The following is a 19074-nucleotide window of genomic DNA, read 5'->3' as shown; positions in this document are numbered from 1 at the left end:
TGTCCTAGACAGCGTTTTCAGGCTTGGAGACAATGCTGGATGAAAAACCGCAAACGCTCGGATCGTTGCCACAGCAATCCTCTACGAGAAAAGCCAGCAAGGCCCTCATGGCTTCTATGTCTACCGAGTAGTGGATATGCCTGCCATCTCGGCGTGCAATAAGCAGTCCCGCCCTCTCAAGCGTCGTCAGGTGAAACGACATACGGGTCGGAGGTATGTTCAGTTGCATGGCGACGTCTCCGGACGGCAAGCCGTTCGGACCTTGCTGCATCAACAATCGAAAGGCAGCCAGTCTGTTGTCTTGAGCAAGTGCGCCCAGCGCCGATACAGCGTCTTGATCATTCATAATTCGGTACTACAAGAAATTTTGGAATATACAACAAAAATTTTCTTAAAAGTTTCGAGCGAAGATCTACATTGCCGCTGCAGCGCGGGCTGCCTGATCATAGTTGCCAGATACAAGCCGCAGCGTCGCAGCCAGGCGAGACAGTTCGGTTTCATCAAGCCCAAGTGACTTCATGGGCTCTACCAGCAAAGCCTCACGCAAACGCCTGTATTCCAAGCAGGCCGTTTCGCCTGCCGCAGTAATCTCGGCTGTTTTTTCCTTGCCTCGTCTACCCGACGCTATCAGCTTCGCTTTTTCCAGCTTCTTGAGAGCATATGTCACCGTGTGCGTGTCCTCGATATTGAGAACAAGACAGATATCCGAGAGTGTTTTCGCCCTCCCCCTGTGATTGACGGAATGCAGCACCAGAACATCGAGAGGACCTAGGCCCTCAGATCCACTCGCGGACATGCAACGCACCATCCAGCGGTGGTAGGCGTTCACCATCATCGTCACTGCAAACTCGATTTCGGAGAGCGCAGGCATTGCCCCGGAAGCCAGATGGGCGGCCGACACAACAGGCCCGATATTGGCATCTTTTTTCTGAACTGGTTTAGCGTCGGGTTTATCCGTCAATTTCAGGGACCTCCGGGCAGGATTTCGTCAGTTGCTTAGCATTGTCTGCGGCAACCAAAGAGCCAAGCCCGGAAATGCAACAATCAGGGCAACGGCCACGATCATCAACAAGAAGAATGGCAGCGCCATGCGTGCCACTGTAAAAATGTTGCGTCCTGTCATGCCTTGAAGCACAAAGAGATTGAAACCGACCGGTGGCGTAATCTGGCTCATTTCAACGACCAAAACCAGATAGATGCCGAACCAGATGAGGTCCAATCCCGCCTGCTCGACCATTGGAAGGATCACGGATGTGGTCAGGACAACAACGGAAATTCCGTCCAGAAAGCACCCCAGCACGACAAAAAACAACGTGAGAGCAATCAAGAGCGCATAAGGCGACAATTCCATGGCACCGATCCACGTAGCGAGCTCACGGGGGATGCCAGTGAAGGCCATAGCAACCGTCAAAAACGCGGCCCCAGCCAGAATAAAGGCAATCATGCAAGAGGTTCGCGTCGCTCCCATCAAAGCCTTTGCAAAGCTCTCACGCGACAAGGTTCCGGAAATCCAGGACAGCAAAAGTGACAGCATGACGCCAATTGCAGCCGCCTCAGTAGGAGACGCCAGGCCTGCGTAAATCGAGCCGATCACACCGACAATCAATGCGATCACCGGAAAGAGGCGCCTGGTCGCATAAAGACGCTGAAGAAAAGGAACAGCCATCTCTTGCGGCGGCATCTTGCTCTTGTTCATCATCGCCCAGATAGCGACATAGCCCATGAAAAGCAGGCAAAGCATCGCGCCCGGGAGAACTCCTGCCATGAATAGACGCGCAATAGACTGCTCAGTGGCAGCACCGTAAACAATCAATATGATCGACGGCGGGATCAAGAGGCCGAGCGTGCCGGATCCAGCCAGCGTACCAATGGCCATCCGTTCGTCATATCCCCTCTGTTTCAGCTCCGGCAATGACATGCGGCCCACGGTGGCAGTCGTAGCAGCCGAAGACCCAGAGACCGCCGCGAAAATCCCGCATCCGAGAATGTTCACATGCAGCAAGCGACCGGGCAAGCTTCGCATCCAGGGCGACAACCCGGCAAACATGTCCTCCGACAACCTGGAACGAAACAGAATTTCGCCCATCCAAACGAACATAGGCAATGCGGTCAGGTCCCAAGAGTTTGCCGCACCCCAAACAGTCGTCGACATGACCGGGCCGGCAGGAACTGGTACCAGCGCCATCATCGCTGCCAGAGCAACAGCAAAAAGAGCGACCGCGACCCAAATACCGGTTGCAAGCGCAGCCAGCATTCCCAAGCCCAAAAACGCAGCTATCCAGGAAAGGTCCATTATTCGCTCCCCTCGATTGGGTCGGATCTCACAGCTGTTTCAAAGCTCGGAGCACCACCGGTAACGGCAACAATCAAATCGTCGACAAGCGATATCGAATAGACAAGCAAACCAAATGTCATAACAAGCTGTGGGTAGATCAGCGGCACTGGGATGATGCCCACCGACGTCTCATCGAACTGAAAACTGTCATAGGCCAGCATGCCTGCGTGCCATGTGAAGAATGAGGCCAGTGCAAGAGCAAGCATGAGCACCCAGATATTCAGCAGACGCGCCGCAGGAGGCTTCACCGCCTGCAATAGGATCGAAACGCGAATATGGTCACCATTGCGCAACGTTCCGGCCAAGGCCAAGAAGGAAGCACCCACAAGCAGGAAACCTGCAAATTCTGCAAGAGAAGGGATTTGCAACCCCAATGGTTCCAGACCGAGTACGGTCCTGGCCCAATCGAACATTCGTCCAATCACCTGAAGGACTACGAGTGATGAAATGGCCACAAGGCAGCTGGCAGCCAGAACCGTTGACGCTTGATAAAGCGCGTTCAATGCATTTCGCATCCGCTTCCCCCGTCGGATAAGACGCTAAAATGAAAAACGCCGGGCCTGTGGGCCCGGCGCTAGAAGCTTGTCTATTTTTTATAAGCTTCAAGTACAGCTGCACCGGTCTCACCGGCTTGTTCCTGCCACTCGCTGGCCATGGTTTCTCCGATTGCCGCGAGCTCTTCAATCAACTGCGTGCTCGGCTGCACCACCGTAATGCCGTTCTCAGCCAGGACGTTAGTCTTGCTTTTGGTCTCAGTTTTTGAAGCTTCCCATCCGCGTGTTTCTGCGACTTCTGCAGCCTCAAGAACCGCAGTCTTCTCTGCGTCGCTCAATCCATCGAAGGCACGCTTGTTGACGATGACCATGTTTTTCGGCAGCCAGGCCTGTGTATCATGATAGTGCGTCAGGAAATCCCAGGCTTTTGAATTGGCACCGGTCGACGGGGATGTGATCATTGCATCCACCCGGCCAGTTGAAAACGCCGTGGGAATATCCGGAACTTCGATCTGCGCCGTAATGCCCCCTGCCAGAATGGCAAATCGCTCAGTTGCAGCATTGTAGGCTCGTATTTTGAGCCCCTTCATGTCGTCAAGCTTGGCAACTTCTTTTTTGGCGTAGATGCCCTGGGGCGGCCATGGCACAGCGTAAAGCAACTGTAGCCCCTGTTCACCGAGCTTTTCTTCAAGCGCAGACTTGGAGGCCTGATAAAGCTTCCATGCATCGTCATAGGAAGGCGCAAGAAACGGCACCGAATCAACCCCAAAGACCGCATCTTCATTGGAAAGACGCGACACCAGAACTTCGCCAATAGGTGCAATGCCTTTGCGAACAGCATTTTTGATTTCTGGATGTTTGAACAATGAACCCGAGGAATGCACCTGGATGTTCAACGAACCTCCGGTCTTTTCTTTCACATCCTCAGCGAATGCGGTGATGTTTTGAGTGTGAAAGTTTCCGTCTCCATAGGGAGTAGGCATGTTCCATTCGGTTTCGGCGGTGGCTACAGAGATACCTGCGAGACCGAAGGCGGTAGCGGCAGCCAGACAAAGCCCGGCCTTGGGTAAAAAACGTGAATTCAACAAAACAGTCTCCTCTTGGAAGCAGGGCTCACCCTGACGGGATGACGCTCAGGTGCATTCTTTGAACACCTTCAAAAGCGCATCTTCTTTGAGGCTAGACTCAAAAATACAAAACATCAACATTTTATCGATAAATTATTATTGTATCTCTTTTTGGGTGTTCTGGCTTTGCTAACTCCAAAGGATTGGCTAGCGTTCGCGCGTGCAATTGGATGGCGAGGAAGGTGTAAGTGCTGCAGAAAGACAAGCGGGGGGAAACAGGCAATGTTTTCAATTCACTCTCCCTGGCCGCATTGCTGCTGATTTCAGCGGCATTGCGTTTTGTTAATCTCGACAGGACCAGTCTCTGGTATGATGAAGCTGTCAGTTGGAGCCAATCCAACGGGAGCTTCTCCGAGCTTCTCACAGCCGTTTCCGCCGACAACTACCCCCCATTGCACAACATCATTCTTTGGCTGACCATGCCGATTTTGGGAGACAGTGAAATCGCCTTGCGCCTTCCGTCGGCAATCCTCGGAACAATTGCTGTCTGGCTCACTTATCTGGTTGGCAAGTCCATTGGCAGCCAGCGGCTAGGCCTCTTGGCTGCTGCCTTGCTGTGTTTCTCGCCGTTCCACATCTGGTATTCGACGGAAGCCAGGATGTATGCCCTGTTGGCCACCTGCGGACTGGGCTTTTTGCTTTCGGTGCTGAACGTGCTGAAGCAACCTTCTCGCAAATGGCTCGCATTGCTCACCGTTTTTGGTGTTCTTTTTCTCTACAGCCATATCTATGCGCTCTTGGCGTTCGCACCGGTTGGTTTGATCTGTGCAGCTTATGCGTTACGCGATGTCGTCAGGAACCGGTCCCTGACTGGATCTCCTGCCGTTGCGGCCTGTATTGCGATGGGTGCAAGCACAATTGCCTTTTTTCCGTGGCTGCTGATCCTGGCAGGCCGTGCGAAATCGGTTGCGGCAGACGGCTTCTGGATCGCATTCCCGGACCTGACATTCCTGAAGAACACAGCATTTGCGATCTCCGGATCACTCGGGCTTATCACACTACTATTGGGCTTCGCAGGAGTTTTCGCAGTCAAGCCGATCTATGAAATGGCCACGCGTTCTGGGAAAACTGCCCGCTCAAATCAGAACCTGATTGTGTTGCTGGCTTACACCTTTGGGCCGCTTGTCCTCGCTTACCTGTATTCCGTGCTGGTCCAGCCCATTCTCTTTGATCGCTACCTGATAGCAGCCTGGCCCGGATTACTTTTACTCGCGTCAGCTGGCGCTTGTTCGCTTCAACCCCGTTTGTTGCCGCCAGCGCTAATCACTGCGTCTTTGATGCTGTCCTATTCTGAACTGAGATTCACTTTGACGGAAAAAATCCGACCTGAATGGCGGGAGATCGTTCAGGACTATCGAGAGCTGCGAATGCCGAACGACAAGCTGACACTATACAAAGGCTTTGCAGCCCCTGCACTTGAGTACTACTTGCGAGAACCGAATGCTTTCAGAGCAGAAGACAAGTCTTTGCAACCTGCGGCATTGTCACTGGACAAGAAAGGTGGAGAACGCTGGCTGCTTATCGTTCACAGCAATGCTGAAGAAACCGAGGCAGCAACCCAGGCAGTCACCAACGATACGCAGCCTCCCGCGGCCCAGCGCTTTGGCTGGGGCGCCAGCGGATTAAGATTGCTCAAGGTGCCAACAGACCCATAAAAACAATCAATGGGATGTCATTGAGATTTTTTTATCGACATTTTATCGATAAAATGTCTACATAAACTCATTCTAGAAAGGTGCGAGCTCTGACAGTAGGCCTCGCAGATGCATAAAAGCGGCAGAATTAGAGGGAAGAAAATGACAGGTAAGTGGGATTTTTGGATCGACCGGGGTGGCACGTTTACTGACATTGTTGGTCGGGCTCCGGACGGAACTCTTCACCCTCACAAGGTCCTGTCCGAAAACCCGGAAGCCTACCGTGACGCCGCGATTCAGGGCATTCGCGATCTGCTCGGCGTCGAACAGGGGCAACCGATTCCTTCAGATAAAGTCGCAACGGTGAAGATGGGCACAACTGTTGCCACAAATGCGCTCCTGGAGCGCAAAGGCGAACGGACCGCTCTCTTTATTACCAAGGGTTTCCGAGATGCCTTGGAAATTGGTTATCAAGCCCGGCCCCAGATCTTTGCGAAAGAAATCATCAAACCCGAATTGCTCTATGAGCTGGTTCATGAAATTTCTGAACGTGTTCAAGCTGATGGCGTCGTTGAAATCGCACTGGATGAAAACCAGGCAAGGCGCGAGATGCAATCGGCCTGGGACGCAGGAATTCGTTCTGTCGCAATTGTATTGATGCACGCTTACGCGTTTCCAGCGCACGAAAAGTCTTTGAAAAAAATTGCTGAGGACATCGGCTTTCCTCAGATTTCGATTTCGCACGAAGTTTCACCACTGATGAAACTCGTCGGGCGCGGGGACACCACAGTAGTAGATGCGTACTTGTCACCGATTTTGCGCCGCTACGTGAACCAGGTCCAGGAAGAGCTAGGGACCGGCCCTCGCCTGATGTTTATGCAATCGTCAGGTGGATTGACAGCAGCTGACCTTTTCCAAGGCAAAGATGCCATCTTGTCTGGCCCGGCCGGTGGAGTTGTCGGCGCCGTGGAAACCTCTCGAATGGCAGGATTTGAGAAAATTATTGGCTTCGACATGGGAGGCACATCCACCGACGTCTGCCACTTTGAGGGCGACTACGAACGGGCATTTGAAACCGAAGTCGCTGGGGTGCGGATGCGCGCACCCATGATGATGATCCACACGGTTGCTGCTGGTGGCGGGTCCATCCTTCACTATACCGATGGCCGTTTTCAGGTTGGCCCGGATTCTGCCGGAGCCAATCCAGGCCCTGCCTGTTACCGCCGTGGAGGACCTCTCACGGTGACCGATGCCAACCTCATGACCGGCAAACTGGCTCCAGATTTCTTCCCTAAGATCTTTGGCCCCAACCAGGACGAAGCGCTGGATGCCGACATCGTTAGAAAGAGGTTCACGGACTTGGCGATGCGTATCGGCGATGGCCGTACGCCCGAGGAAGTTGCCGATGGCTTTCTGAAGATCGCCGTCGAAAATATGGCCAATGCAATCAAGAAAATCTCGGTTCAAAGAGGTTACGATGTAACCGAATATGCACTGACCTGCTTTGGCGGCGCCGGTGGCCAGACAGGTTGTAAAGTGGCCGATAGCCTCGGCATGAAGACGGTGATACTGCACCCGTTTTCCGGCATCCTATCGGCTTATGGTATGGGCCTTGCGGATATCAGAGCAGATCGCCAGCAAGCTGTCGTGAAAACGCTCAACGAGGATCTCCTGCACGAGTTGGCTGGTTTGCGAAACCTATTGGCTAGCCAGACCGAAGCAGAACTAGATAAACAGGCCATTCCTGCCGACACCCGGCGCACGGTCGCAACGGCACACTTGCGATATGACGGTACTGATACACCTTTGCCCGTACCACTTGGCGGCGTGGATGAAATGCGTGCAGCGTTTGAAGACGCTCACAAGAAGCAATTCGGTTTTGCTTACGAAAACAAGCCGATTGTGGTCGAAGCGTTGGAGGTTGAAACAGCAGGCGGCGGCGCAGGGTTGGTCGAACCCGACATTCATCTCTCAACAGATACGCCGAAACCAGCGACATCAACTTACATTTATTCAGAAAGCGGCTGGCACAAGGCAGGCATTTTCAAACGTGAAGAGCTGAAACCCGGCATGAGTGTTTCCGGGCCGGCCATGATTATTGAAGCGCATGCAACGATCGCCGTTGAAGACGGCTGGCAGGCTGAAATCAACACCAAGGATCATGTCATATTACGGCGGGTTGTCCCTCTGGTCAGGGCCGATGCAATTGGCACCCATGCAGACCCGGTGATGCTGGAAGTCTTCAACAATCTCTTCATGTCAATTGCCGAACAGATGGGCGTGACGCTCCAGAACACGGCCTATTCGGTCAACATCAAGGAACGCCTCGACTTTTCCTGCGCAGTCTTTGATGCCGACGGGGCGCTTGTTGCCAATGCACCGCATATGCCTGTGCACTTGGGTTCCATGGACCGTTCTGTCGAAACGGTCATCAAATTGAACAAAGGTAAGATCAAGCCGGGTGATGTCTTCGCTCTAAACGCACCTTACAACGGTGGCACTCATTTGCCTGATATAACCGTCGTGTCCCCGGTGTTCGACGATGAAGGAAAGGAGATTCTGTTTTGGTCTGCGTCGAGAGGCCATCATGCCGATGTTGGCGGCTCTGCCCCTGGTTCAATGACACCGCGCGCGACAAGTGTCGACGAGGAAGGCGTCCTGTTTGACAACTTCAAGATTGTCGATGAGGGGCGTTTTTGCGAGGCGGAACTCATTGACCTTTTGACCGATCACACCTATCCGGCAAGAAACCCGCACCAGAACGTCGCAGACTTGTCGGCACAAATCGCCGCCAACGAAAAAGGCATTCAGGAACTGAACAAGATGGTCAACCACTTTGGCCTGGATGTGGTTCAGGCCTATATGGGACATGTTCAGGACAATGCCGAAGAAAGCGTCCGGCGCGTGATCGAAGCGCTCAAGAACTCCGAATATGAGTACCCGACAGACCAGGGTGCGGTGATCAAGGTCAAAATCTCGGTCGACAAGAATAAGCGCGAAGCGACGGTGGATTTCACAGGCACCTCAGCGGTGAAACCAAACAACTTCAATGCACCGGAACCAGTCACACGCGCGGCAATCCTCTATTGCTTCCGAGTGATGGTTGAGGGTGACATTCCGATGAATGCCGGTTGTCTGAAGCCGATCAACATCGTCATTCCTGACGGGTGCATGTTGAGACCTTCCTATCCAGCCGCGGTCGTAGCGGGAAATGTTGAAACATCCCAGCATGTCACCAACGCTGTATTTGCGGCACTTGGGGCAATGGCCAATGCCCAGGGGACCATGAACAATCTGACTTTCGGCAATGACACTTACCAGTACTATGAAACCATCTGCTCCGGTTCACCGGCTGGTCCGGGTTTCAAAGGCACCGATGGTGTTCATACCCACATGACAAATTCTCGTCTCACCGATCCTGAAGTTCTCGAATTTCGCTTCCCGGTCTTGCTTGAAGACTTTCACATTCGCAAAGCCTCGGGAGGGAGGGGAAAATGGAATGCAGGTGACGGCACGCGCCGTACGCTTCGTTTCCTTGAGAAAATGGACTGTTCAATTCTGGCGTCTCACCGGACTATCACCCCGAAAGGGCTCGACGGTGGCAGCGATGGCGAAGTTGGTAGAACCGAAGTTCGCCGAAAGGACGGAAGTATCGAGATACTGGAAGGTTGTGACCAGACTGAACTGGACGCCGGTGAAGCTGTCACGGTCATTACCCCTACAGCGGGAGGTTGGGGTACAGACTGACCCAGTCTATTCTCAATGAACAAAGCCGCCGCTTGGTGGCTTTGTTCATGAAATGCTTCGAAAGGGAACATCAGCTTTAGGGCGTTTGGAAAAACAACATGACTGTTGCATTTGATTGCATTGCAAGATCCAGCGCCTTTTTGCCAACGCACGCAAAAACGTCCCTTACGGATCAGACAATCTGAAGAGTTGCAATTTTGCTGCGCTTTCAAACTCAACCCAGACTTCGCGGGCGACTGGTTTCTTAAGGCATTTCGCTGTGTTCACCTCGTAGCCTCGAATGCGAAAAAGACCCGCGGCCGCGTGTTTGACTATCTGTTTGCGTGACAGGCAAAGCCCTCTTGCCAGAACGGTGTCCAGTCTGACCCGAAGCATTTCGGGGTTGAAAATGACAAGCCGTACCTTGGAGCGCGTAGTGTCTGAGATGAGAACGAGCCTTCTCTCAAGTTGAAAGCAGCAGGTCGCCTTCCCGAGCTTCGATTTTGATACTGAAGCAATGACCTTGGCTTGTTGCTCAGCATATGCAGGATCATTGCTTTGGAGCGCGTGTAAGTCGCGCTGTCCCACACTTGAAACAGGCCTTCTTTCAAAGACGCTGCAGTTCCATCTCTTGCCGCAAATTTGGCATCTATAGATGAGCCACGCATCCAATCGACTTCCGTTTGCATTCAGACGGAATTTTTGTGCTGAGGTAAAAGATCTTTCTGTGGTGCAGCGACTGCAGTGACGGTTGATTTCAAGTGTTTGCGAACCTCGAATGGTCCATTCGATTTCTGTATCCGATGACATTCCGTTGGTCTTCCTGAAGGAAGTCCGCCAACAGACGTACGGGACGGTCGTGCAAACGGGTTCACCCGATTTTGCAGACCCACGGTCTGGCTATTTGGAGATATCGGTGGCGTATCAAAAGGCTCAGATACGGTCTGGACAAGCCATACCGGTCCCGATCCGCCACATTGACGAACAAGTCGTAGCTCGCGCTAGAAGCGCAGGTGCGGGATCGAAGACCGGTTAAATCGTAGGCAATTTAGACGTCCTGATTGAAAGCCATCAATTCGATATCCATCCTGAGTGATAGATTCAAGTGCAATCAGGCGCAGAAACAACACTTAGGATCAATTTGTTAGGCACTTCGCGCCTGCTTCGCTAAATCCACTAACGTTGGCCGCAGTTCTTCAGAACGCTCTAAGCGGCTGAGAAAGAAAAGCCTTTCAACTTTGTCGCCTGCGACCAGATCCAGGCCTTCAGGATCAAGACAAGCAAGTTTCCAACTCGCAGATTGCGCCTTGCATAGAACTTCTGCGTAAAGCTTGATAGCGTCTCCGTGGTCGGAATTCATATGCTCGACCGCTCTGCTTTCCATTGCGGCCCAAGCCTCCAAGTCCACCACTTCTGTCAAAAGATCTTTAGAACCCAACTCGTAGGCCTTTCCGAAGCCGCCGTTGAGACTGGCACGCAGCATCTCCAATCGAAAAAAACAGAAGTCGCCAAAGTCAATGTAAAGCTCTGCCTTTGGATGACGAGCGAGATAGCGGCTACGCAAACGTTCATGAATGTCTGATGTGCGCTCAATACGGACAGCTTTGCAGAACAGTGAAATTCTGGGGTGGGCCAGCGGATCGCCCTTGCCAGGCTCACCGAGCAGCAAAGAACATGATGGATTTTGTAATATAGCAGCGCTGTGTCCCGACAATGCGCTGGTCAAGATCACTGGTGTACCATCAAGGTCAGTCGCGACTGCGACTCGGCTCGCAAGTGGATGCCCCGTATCAGCTTCATTCGCCGCCAATGCTCCAAAGCGCGCGGTTCGAATTAAAGTCTTTGCCTGTCTGAGAGCCTCATTTGTTGTCTCTCGAATAACAGATTTCTGGATTTGGCCTGAACTTTCTGAATTCGTCACGATTGCTATCCAGTTTCATCAAAACCCATTAGGCATGTGCCGCTCACAATGCCACTCCATAGCAGAAACCTGAACCTCAGATGAACGGACTTCTCAGAAGTGGTTCAGAGCACTTGTGTGATTTTGCGAACATCAGCTACGGCGCCAATTGAAAAGGCGCAGGCCATTGGAGAAAGAACCGATGAACAAGATGAGCAAACGCCTTATTGCAACAGCGCTGACCGGGGCCCTCCTCGTTCCAACTGTCGTGACTGCCGAAGCAGGATCTCGGCATGGCTGGCGAGACCATGGTGGCGGCCACCATCACCACCACAGAAAGCACCGCAAACACAAACGTCACAAGCACAATGACAATCTCGGAGCTGCAGTTGCGGCTGGCGTAATCGGTCTTGCTGCGGGCGCTATTCTCCTCGGAGCAACAAGTCAGCCAAGTTACGCGGCTCCTCCTCAGAGGAACTACTATCCACCGGCACCATACCCGGGACATGTTCACGGCAATGTGGGCTATCAACCTTGGAGCCCAGCCTGGTACCAGTACTGTTCATCTAAATATCGGTCATTCAACCCATCGACCGGCACTTACATGACATATCGCGGTGTCCAGCGCTTCTGCCAATAGCAGTCAGACTTTGAAGAATGAAGCCCCGTCAACTCAGGGCAACGGGTTCCCGGTCAGCCGAACTGGCCACTGCTCGTTGCTTCTTTTTTCGCACTAATCAGTCAGCCATGGTTTCAATGGACGCAAAACCCTCTGGAGCTTCACCGGCGTCGAAAGGTTCTGAAACCTCTATGACCTTGTCAGGATAAAAACCGTTGAATTTCGTACGAAGCGACAGGCTGTAAGCACCAATGTGCCCGATTTCGATCCAGTCACCTGTGTCAACGGTCTCAGGGAGCCAAAAGGGTCTGGAAAGGATGTCGACACTGTCACAGGTCGCACCGCAAACCTTGTAGGGTACGATTTTATCCGCACGCCCTGACCTTGTGCGCCGTGCGGGATCCGGGATGAAACGTGCCGGCAAGGTAATCTTTCCAGTCCAGCTATCTGAAAGAGAAGCCCAAAATCCGTCATTTATATAAAGACGTCGTCCCTTTCTCAGCAGAACACGAACGATGAGTGAAATCGATCTGGCGACAATCACTCTACCAGGCTCTGCCACAAGCGGAACTCCTCCAAACTGCCAGTCAACAATGTCATTGTTGAGCTGACACATGAGCTCCTCCAAAGAAGGCATATCTCGTGCTTTTTTGCGCGGGTCATTTCCATAAACGGCCGGAAACCCACCACCTATGTCCAATCCAACGATTGGCACGTTGGCTCTCGATCTGATCCAATCCGCAGAAGCCAATGCGCGTTCGTATGTCTCCGGTTCCTCAATTTGGCTACCGACGTGAAAGCACAACCCGCATTTGAAGCCGATCCGATCAATCCGCTTCAAAAGCTCAACAGCGTGCCCGGGAGCGGCTCCAAATTTCTTCGACAATTCGTATGCTGCATGCCCCTTTGTGGCGATACGCACATACAGGGTTATCTTCTGAGGATCGATGTCCAATCCCCGGACAATACGAAGTATTTTGGCAACTTCATCTTCGTGATCCAGAGAAAGCGTACGAATACAATAGCCTTCGAGCGCTAGCCGAATATCCGATTGAGCTTTGATCGGATGCATGTAGAGCAACTCGGCCTCCGGTGCTGCAGCCCGAACCGCCGCGAACTCTGCAGGAGATGCCACGTCAAAACAGTCTATGCCAGCATCTGAAAGTGCATTTAGAACAAACGGTTCACCGTTGGTTTTGACCGCATAAGCGGTTTTTCCCGGAAACAATGACTGAAAATTTTGAGCGTCTTGGCGCAAAACACTGGGCCGGAAACAATAAATCGGCTGATCTGGGCGAAGATCGAGCGCGGCATCGACTGCGGTTGAATATCGGTCCATAAACGTCCCCAAAACACGGTAACAGTTGCCAAAGGGAACAAGCCTGAGCCGGATTTGCAAGGCATCGCGATACTACTGACAAATAATATAGGTGCAGTCCTGACCGTGACAGCCGGCGTCAAGGTGAATATGGGACTTGTGGTTTGGATCTGCTTCAGGTCCAAGAACTGTTGTAAATCTCTTGCAGGCTGAAGCATGAATGCGGTCTAGGAAATTGCTTTCCTTTGTGCGTTTTCCCCAGTCGTCTTCAACCGAGATGATCGTTCCGTTACCGAATTTGAAATGAGAAATGTCGAGCGCATTCCCAAGAGCGTGTTCGGACAACTTTCCATCCGGCAGGTTGTTGCGCCGGCGACACTGGTATCCTGGTCCACTTTGTAAGACCGAAACAGAAGTGCCCAGGCTGTCCAAGGCCATAGGGACAACGTCTTCCTGTAACCACACGGCAACAACCTTCGCGAACTCACAAGAAATCGTAACAGGAACAGAAAACTCAACCTTATGCTTGATTGTCGAAACACTCTCAATCCTGACGGGATCCGATATTCCGCACGCCAAGTCGTCCAGTTGGCCTTCACGCATTGCGCCAGAAATCGGTTTCAATTCCATAAATGTGACATTGGGGATGATACACGGAACTCTTTCCGGAGTGGTCTGTTGTGGTTCTGGTGTTGGCACTATCTCTTCCAGTTTCGGTTTCGCGGATGGAACGTCAACTCCCTCAATAAACCCAATACTGTTGAGGTCGAAAAGTGGTTTTGTTTCAGGAACAGGCGTTGCCTGACCTGGCAAGACAGCAGCAGAGAAGTGACCCAGTAAAGTCCAAATAACCAGAACCGAAACTTTGTGATTCACGTCTATCCTCAATCCCTGTCCGGCAAGCGCCACCAATTGCATTCGCCTTGCCCCGAGCATAGACTCGGTATCCATTCAACAAGGCAGATCCTATGACACTGGAACTTTATGTAGCTTATGTGGCCGCCACGCTAATTGTACTTGCCGTCCCCGGACCAACAATCATGCTTGTGGTAAGCTACGCGCTCTCGCAAGGACGTAAGTCAGCTGCGGCCAGTGTGATGGGCGTCGGATTGGGTGATGCAACTGCTGCAATAGTCTCGTTGATGGGACTAGGAGCTATTCTGGCCACCTCCGCGACTGCCTTTGCGATTCTCAAGTGGATCGGCGCTGCATATCTCGTTTGGTTGGGCATCAAGATGTGGCGCAGCAGGCCAGCGGCATTGGGCCCCCACGAGGTCGAAGACGTTCCAGCCAAGAAGATTTTTTGGCACGCGTATGTCGTAACCGCATTGAATCCAAAGGGGATCGTATTCTTTATGGCGTTCCTGCCGCACTTTATCGCTCCGCAAGCGGCTGTAACACCTCAATTGATCCTATTGGGATCCACTTTTGTTATTCTTGGTATTCTCAATGCCGCAATCTATGCATTGGCAGCAGCTGCAATTGGCACCAAGCTTCGAAGCCCTTCACTCATGCGTCTGGTCAACCGTATAGGTGGTGGTTTCCTGATATCCGCAGCTGCAATGACTGCGACAATTCAAAGATCTTCCGGTTGACCTCTTACTGAGAAATCCTCCGGGCACAATCGTATGTGTGGTCGGACATGTCAGTGAATTGTAAGTGTTCCGCTTTAGGAACTCGTCAGACCGAATGATGACCCACCCTGCTTGATCGCCTGCAAGGACCTCATCGCACCAGCTTCGCTCAGAGCCGCGTATCTTTGGATTGCCGAATTGAGTTCGGATCCCCCCAGTCGCAAACGCCGCGCACGCATCGTGAGAATATCTTTGAAGGCTTCGGTGGTCACGCCATTGGCCTTGCAGACAATGATGAGCGGCTTATCGCTTGTACTGAAGAGAAGCTGCGAGACCGCTGCGGATGGGAGACCACTCAACTTTGCAAGCAACATCCCAAGCTCAGCCGTTCTATCCGCGCGAGCGAAGGCAGTAACAGCGTCATCCACCTTTGTTTTTTTTGCGATGACGTCTTTTATCATCGCGTTTGATTGCTCACGTGCTTCGTCCAACTTTTGAGTGCGTGCAGCAACTTCAGTCGCTGCCCTCTCCGCCATAAGCTGAACAAGTGTGCTGTCAGCGCCAAGCGCACTGACACGGTTCTTCAGTTCTGAAGTCAAAAACGGTAACAGCGCGCGTCCGGCCTCGTCTGGAAGGTCACTCCGATCTATGAGCGCTGCTTGGATGGCCTCATCAGACCGAGCTTTCTCGACCAGCTTTAAAAATGAAGCATCTGCAAACTGAGCACCCTGGTTGTTGGCAACTTTGCTGAGAACCTTGGAGTCCCCTCGGTCAACCAAAACTTCCGTGACCGACTTGTCGACAGATTTTCGTCCGGCGATCGCTCCAAGATGATCCATAGAAGCAGAAGACGCTATCGTAACAAGGTCCTCAGACGTCAGAACGGGTGAATGTTCCAGAACCGGCTCGGCGACGTCGATTTTGTCGCTTGCCAGTTTGACCATCAGCTCATTTGGCGCATCTTTTTCACGACAGACACGCTTGGCCAATATAATCCGCGTTTCTTCTTCAAGTTGGCCGAGGACTTTCAGAACGATGTCACCAAAGAGCAGGCTGATCTGTTCGTCGCGATCATCACGGCTGCTGACGAACAAATCGGTCAACGTCGTGATCAAGCTCTTGCGCCCTGACGCACTGGGGTCTCTAGCCAGTTCTGATAATTTCGTAAGACTGAACATCAAAGCTCCAACGCGCATCTCGCGTAAGTGCAGATTACCAATCTCTCGTTAACACTCCGCTACCGATGTCGAATGGAATGCGGGGTGTCGAAGCAGTCTCGAAGTGTGGCGAAATTCAAGCGAGAGCGTAAATTATCAACGTCAATTGTCAGAAAAAGCGAACATCTTTGCATTCACGCAATGTATCTTTTTCTTTCAATAAGTTACTTATTTTTTCGACATCCGAAACAACCCGTACGAGCATTACTTCATTGCATTGCAGCATCTTTTTTGCTTCGCTTCCACAAATCGCTGACTTAATATTGATAAGTCAGACAGAGGTAATCGGGAGCGGGCAGATGACCCTAGTACGAAACCTGAATGTGATTGCCTTCCTTGCAGCTTTCGCCTTTTTGGCTGCAATCGTGGTTGGGCTAATTTAGCTTCAACCCAAAAAAGAGAGAGAATATAGGCCGTTATATCATTGACGACCTGAACAAGAGCCAATCGAACGTGTTAATCGCGACTTAGCTGCCAGCCGCACCAGAAGGTGTCGGCAGGTCAGTTGTGCGAATTGGTTAAATTATCTTTCAACTGCATCGGCAAGCGGTAACAAGCCTTGAACAGGTTAAGCTGATCACTTTGCCTAAATTCCAAAAGCACATTACGCACTCTTATAGGTTGCATTCCCTGAAATTCAGCAGAAGCACGCGCGGCGAACAATCCACCGTTACGCAGCCGACTGCAACGATGCGGTCAGAGCAGCCTGACGTCGTGTTGGATCGATCATAAGCTGGTCGGCTGCGATTACTTCAACATCGGTGATACCGAGAAATCCCAGAACATGTTTCAAATAGTTAGAGGCAAAATCAATTTCAGATCCAACCTTTGTACCACCCGACGCCACAACAACGATTGCTTTCTTACCCTCCAACAGGCCGACGGGACCATTGTCGGTGTATTTAAAGGTCTCTCGAGCACGCGCGACAAGATCGATCCAGGCCTTCAAGGCCGCTGGTATGGAAAAATTGTAAATCGGTGTGCCTATTACGATCGTGTCAGCTGACTTTAGCTCATTCACAAGCGTATCTGAGAGTGCCAGCTTCATACGCTGATCCGAAGTGCGCGATGCTGTATCTGTGAAGTTAGCTTCCACCCACGCTTCATCCAAGAACGGCAGGCCTTGCGAAACATCTCGCCGCAACACTCTGGTGTCTTTGCACTTTTCGAGCATACTCTTTACCAGCGTCTCTGTAAGTTCCCGAGACACGGAGCCCTCGGCACGTGCTGAGGCATCGATATGAAGGATCGTTTTTCCCAAGTTTTGCATCTCAATCTCCAGTTACGACCGCTGTTGCCGAAAGGGTCGTTTCAAAATTTGAGATAATATCCGTTTTTTTTGAAAACTAGGCCTGTATTATTGAACAGTGTGTTGACTCGACTGATGTCGAATTCTTGTAAACCTGAAATCAGATCAGAATTCTGATGTGCACCAAACCCTGTTCGTTGGACGCTAAAGTAAAACGAGGTGAATTGGCGGGTCGAACAACGGACTTTTGTATCTTCAAAATTGTCACCTACCTTTAAGAAAATCTATTTCCCGTAATCTGGTGGCATTCTTGCGCACTACGCATAGCCCCCCTAAACTCAGCAGAATACCAAGAGTTTGGCGCTGGAACTTTGAACAGAATTGGGTTCGCTATCTCAACCCGGTTAGGATTCTATACAATCCCGCAAGGGCCAAAGCGCCAATAACTGTATTGATAATTTTCCCTTTGACGCTCGACGTTCCTTTCCGAAGATCGCGGAGAAAATGCATATCTTTCTGGGCTTCCAACGGTTGATCGACGTCCACGCCGAGAGTCCGTAAAACTTCTCGTGCCCCTTCAGCCCCACTTTCACGCGCAACCTCTCGCAACTGATCTTCAGTCAATTTCCTCTCCTCGAAATCCTATTTGAACTGTTTGGTACCATTGACCACATCGCTGAACGCGGGCATTTGCTCTTCCTAGCGCCTGATCGGTGCGGAGCAAGGCAAGGTCCAGCGGTTCGCCTTCTCGAACGCCAGAGCGTTCTTTCTTACGGCAGTCTGTGGGATAGTCGGGCAACTCTCTGGTTGCCTGTGTCTCTGCGGTTTGCGTTGCGGCCGCTCGCAATCGATCGTCAACGGTTGCGCAACCGCTCAATAAGATCAGGCTGCACAACGCAACTGTCCTCCACAGTCGAAACATAATGCTCCAACTCCTGTGATGCGGCTTCCGCTTCCACGTTGGCCTTTTCAATTAGGGAGAGAAAGCGCCGATTGGCTCGATCGGTAACGACCTTGCGGCGTTTCAATTCTTCAAGCTGAACACGTGCTGCGGTCAATTCCGCCTCTGCCACGTATTCAACAATGGCCTTTCGAACCGCGCTCGACTTGTCGACCTGATGCCAAATGAAAAGGCCGCCTAAAACGGCGGCAATGGCAAGGGCTGAACAAGCGGCGCGGCTCTGAAGGATCCAGGCGGCCAGACCCATTATCTAAGGCCTTCCAAGCACATCCTGTGCTCTGCCGAGCGGCGGTTGACCAGGCCCTTGATCGTTCGGCCGCCTGCCTTGTTGAACCAGGTGGCCGCATTGCAAGCGCCTTTGTAATCGCCACTGTTCAGACGCTTGCGCGCTGTTGACCTGCAAAAGGCCCCTACCCCAATGTTGTAAGTCAAGCTCACGAACGTGACATAGGACTTGGGAGGAATGGCGTCAGGGTTTTTCAGACACTTGCGCATGCCGCGCTCGTGTTTCTTGAGCGAGGCCAGCAACATTGCGTCACATTCGGCCTTTGTGTGCCTGTCCCCCATCTTCACGCCGTAAGTTTCGCCGTAACAGACGGTTGGCACTCCAACGACATCCTTATAGGCAACCAGGCGCAGGCCTTCCCAAGCACCCACAAGAGCAATTGCGGTCGCGCCAACAGTTCCGGCCAGGCGGGTTTTACGTCCCATCTTTCATGTCCTTTTGAACGAGTATGCGGGCAGCGAATGCGCCGGCAGTGGCAAGAGCCGAGAGAAGCGCCAGGCGTCCCGGCTCGATAGTGTCGCCCAGGAAGGGCAACGCCACTTCAGCGCCAGACAAAAGCGCAGCAAGCAGCATCAGGCGAACGCTCCATGCCCTTGCCAGGACACGACGCCAGCCGATTTTCAATTTCATGATT

Annotated in this window: 19 protein-coding genes; 4 read left to right on the top strand and 15 right to left on the bottom strand. The window is 52.1% G+C overall.

The features are described 5' to 3' along the window. Window positions 1-4: 4 nt before the first annotated feature. The 5 genes from FIV00_RS10770 to FIV00_RS10750 form a co-directional block, all read right to left on the bottom strand. Window positions 5-346, bottom strand: coding sequence for a helix-turn-helix transcriptional regulator (locus FIV00_RS10770; RefSeq protein WP_152500747.1), 342 nt, complete (start codon window positions 344-346; stop codon window positions 5-7). Between the two features lie 66 nt (window positions 347-412). Further along, on the bottom strand, window positions 413-871 hold the full coding sequence (locus tag FIV00_RS10765; protein WP_209006997.1) for a winged helix DNA-binding protein: 459 nt from the start codon (window positions 869-871) through the stop codon (window positions 413-415). A 117-nt stretch (window positions 872-988) separates the two neighbouring features. Further along, window positions 989-2293 carry a TRAP transporter large permease gene (locus FIV00_RS10760; RefSeq protein ID WP_152500745.1) on the bottom strand — a complete coding sequence of 435 codons (1305 nt, stop codon included), beginning with the start codon at window positions 2291-2293 and terminating at the stop codon, window positions 989-991. Further along, a complete protein-coding gene (locus FIV00_RS10755) occupies window positions 2293-2850 on the bottom strand; it encodes a TRAP transporter small permease (RefSeq protein ID WP_152500744.1) in 558 nt (185 codons plus the stop codon). Before FIV00_RS10755 ends, FIV00_RS10760 begins: the two co-directional genes overlap by 1 nt. A gap of 71 nt (window positions 2851-2921) precedes the next feature. Beyond that, window positions 2922-3914, bottom strand: a complete 993-nt coding sequence (locus FIV00_RS10750; protein ID WP_247649374.1) for a TRAP transporter substrate-binding protein — start codon at window positions 3912-3914, stop codon at window positions 2922-2924. Window positions 3915-4144: 230 nt separating this feature from the next. Here FIV00_RS10750 and FIV00_RS10745 point away from each other — a divergent pair, with 230 nt between their 5' ends. Together FIV00_RS10745 and FIV00_RS10740 are read left to right on the top strand one after the other, a co-directional pair. Further along, on the top strand, window positions 4145-5611 hold the full coding sequence (locus FIV00_RS10745; protein ID WP_152500742.1) for a glycosyltransferase family 39 protein: 1467 nt from the start codon (window positions 4145-4147) through the stop codon (window positions 5609-5611). A gap of 141 nt (window positions 5612-5752) precedes the next feature. Beyond that, window positions 5753-9337 (top strand): hydantoinase B/oxoprolinase family protein, encoded by a 3585-nt coding sequence (locus FIV00_RS10740; protein ID WP_152500741.1) that lies wholly within the window; start codon window positions 5753-5755, stop codon window positions 9335-9337. A gap of 165 nt (window positions 9338-9502) precedes the next feature. On the opposite strand, the gene FIV00_RS30545 is transcribed toward FIV00_RS10740, so the two are convergent. Further along, window positions 9503-10126, bottom strand: coding sequence for a DUF1062 domain-containing protein (locus FIV00_RS30545; protein WP_152500740.1), 624 nt, complete (start codon window positions 10124-10126; stop codon window positions 9503-9505). 334 nt (window positions 10127-10460) lie between these two features. After that, window positions 10461-11237, bottom strand: a complete 777-nt coding sequence (locus tag FIV00_RS10730; RefSeq protein ID WP_152500739.1) for a HugZ family protein — start codon at window positions 11235-11237, stop codon at window positions 10461-10463. A 181-nt stretch (window positions 11238-11418) separates the two neighbouring features. Between FIV00_RS10730 and FIV00_RS10725 the strand changes: the two genes are divergently transcribed. Further along, on the top strand, window positions 11419-11856 hold the full coding sequence (locus tag FIV00_RS10725) for a BA14K family protein (protein WP_152500738.1): 438 nt from the start codon (window positions 11419-11421) through the stop codon (window positions 11854-11856). Between the two features lie 97 nt (window positions 11857-11953). On the opposite strand, the gene FIV00_RS10720 is transcribed toward FIV00_RS10725, so the two are convergent. Both FIV00_RS10720 and FIV00_RS10715 read right to left on the bottom strand, forming a co-directional pair. Next, on the bottom strand, window positions 11954-13174 hold the full coding sequence (locus FIV00_RS10720) for an alanine racemase (protein WP_152500737.1): 1221 nt from the start codon (window positions 13172-13174) through the stop codon (window positions 11954-11956). 72 nt (window positions 13175-13246) lie between these two features. Further along, window positions 13247-14071, bottom strand: coding sequence for an extensin family protein (locus tag FIV00_RS10715; protein WP_173005952.1), 825 nt, complete (start codon window positions 14069-14071; stop codon window positions 13247-13249). 50 nt (window positions 14072-14121) lie between these two features. Between FIV00_RS10715 and FIV00_RS10710 the strand changes: the two genes are divergently transcribed. After that, window positions 14122-14748, top strand: coding sequence for a LysE family translocator (locus FIV00_RS10710; RefSeq protein WP_152500735.1), 627 nt, complete (start codon window positions 14122-14124; stop codon window positions 14746-14748). A gap of 74 nt (window positions 14749-14822) precedes the next feature. On the opposite strand, the gene FIV00_RS10705 is transcribed toward FIV00_RS10710, so the two are convergent. From FIV00_RS10705 to FIV00_RS10680, 6 genes are all read right to left on the bottom strand, one after another. Further along, window positions 14823-15905 (bottom strand): DUF2336 domain-containing protein, encoded by a 1083-nt coding sequence (locus FIV00_RS10705; protein WP_152500734.1) that lies wholly within the window; start codon window positions 15903-15905, stop codon window positions 14823-14825. Between the two features lie 709 nt (window positions 15906-16614). Continuing rightward, the gene (locus tag FIV00_RS10700; RefSeq protein ID WP_173005951.1) at window positions 16615-17214 is read right to left on the bottom strand and encodes an FMN-dependent NADH-azoreductase; all 600 of its coding nucleotides are present in this window, start codon (window positions 17212-17214) and stop codon (window positions 16615-16617) included. 369 nt (window positions 17215-17583) lie between these two features. After that, window positions 17584-17802, bottom strand: coding sequence for a DUF6127 family protein (locus FIV00_RS30540; protein WP_371419582.1), 219 nt, complete (start codon window positions 17800-17802; stop codon window positions 17584-17586). A 245-nt stretch (window positions 17803-18047) separates the two neighbouring features. Next, window positions 18048-18401, bottom strand: a complete 354-nt coding sequence (locus FIV00_RS10690; RefSeq protein WP_152500733.1) for a hypothetical protein — start codon at window positions 18399-18401, stop codon at window positions 18048-18050. Further along, window positions 18401-18865 (bottom strand): lysozyme, encoded by a 465-nt coding sequence (locus FIV00_RS10685; protein ID WP_152500732.1) that lies wholly within the window; start codon window positions 18863-18865, stop codon window positions 18401-18403. The genes FIV00_RS10690 and FIV00_RS10685 overlap by 1 nt, the downstream gene beginning before the upstream one ends. Next, window positions 18855-19070 (bottom strand): hypothetical protein, encoded by a 216-nt coding sequence (locus FIV00_RS10680; RefSeq protein WP_152500731.1) that lies wholly within the window; start codon window positions 19068-19070, stop codon window positions 18855-18857. The genes FIV00_RS10685 and FIV00_RS10680 overlap by 11 nt, the downstream gene beginning before the upstream one ends. Window positions 19071-19074 lie beyond the last annotated feature (4 nt).

The organism is Labrenzia sp. THAF82, from assembly GCF_009363435.1.
In the GTDB taxonomy this organism is placed as follows: domain Bacteria; phylum Pseudomonadota; class Alphaproteobacteria; order Rhizobiales; family Stappiaceae; genus Roseibium; species Roseibium porphyridii.
This window is presented reverse-complemented; position numbering and strand designations above follow the sequence as displayed.

Bases quoted from the DNA above. Each gene is read 5' to 3' on its own strand.
- FIV00_RS10720 (WP_152500737.1), bottom strand. From the start codon at position 13,174: ATGGACCGATATTCAACCGCAGTCGATGCCGCGCTCGATCTTCGCCCA.
- FIV00_RS10725 (WP_152500738.1), top strand. From the start codon at position 11,419: ATGAACAAGATGAGCAAACGCCTTATTGCAACAGCGCTGACCGGGGCC.
- FIV00_RS10760 (WP_152500745.1), bottom strand. From the start codon at position 2,293: ATGGACCTTTCCTGGATAGCTGCGTTTTTGGGCTTGGGAATGCTGGCT.
- FIV00_RS10710 (WP_152500735.1), top strand. From the start codon at position 14,122: ATGACACTGGAACTTTATGTAGCTTATGTGGCCGCCACGCTAATTGTA.
- FIV00_RS10690 (WP_152500733.1), bottom strand. From the start codon at position 18,401: ATGGGTCTGGCCGCCTGGATCCTTCAGAGCCGCGCCGCTTGTTCAGCC.
- FIV00_RS10715 (WP_173005952.1), bottom strand. From the start codon at position 14,071: ATGCAATTGGTGGCGCTTGCCGGACAGGGATTGAGGATAGACGTGAAT.
- FIV00_RS10680 (WP_152500731.1), bottom strand. From the start codon at position 19,070: ATGAAATTGAAAATCGGCTGGCGTCGTGTCCTGGCAAGGGCATGGAGC.
- FIV00_RS30545 (WP_152500740.1), bottom strand. From the start codon at position 10,126: ATGTCATCGGATACAGAAATCGAATGGACCATTCGAGGTTCGCAAACA.
- FIV00_RS10700 (WP_173005951.1), bottom strand. From the start codon at position 17,214: ATGCAAAACTTGGGAAAAACGATCCTTCATATCGATGCCTCAGCACGT.
- FIV00_RS10770 (WP_152500747.1), bottom strand. From the start codon at position 346: ATGAATGATCAAGACGCTGTATCGGCGCTGGGCGCACTTGCTCAAGAC.
- FIV00_RS10755 (WP_152500744.1), bottom strand. From the start codon at position 2,850: ATGCGAAATGCATTGAACGCGCTTTATCAAGCGTCAACGGTTCTGGCT.
- FIV00_RS10740 (WP_152500741.1), top strand. From the start codon at position 5,753: ATGACAGGTAAGTGGGATTTTTGGATCGACCGGGGTGGCACGTTTACT.
- FIV00_RS10765 (WP_209006997.1), bottom strand. From the start codon at position 871: ATGCCTGCGCTCTCCGAAATCGAGTTTGCAGTGACGATGATGGTGAAC.
- FIV00_RS10705 (WP_152500734.1), bottom strand. From the start codon at position 15,905: ATGTTCAGTCTTACGAAATTATCAGAACTGGCTAGAGACCCCAGTGCG.
- FIV00_RS10685 (WP_152500732.1), bottom strand. From the start codon at position 18,865: ATGGGACGTAAAACCCGCCTGGCCGGAACTGTTGGCGCGACCGCAATT.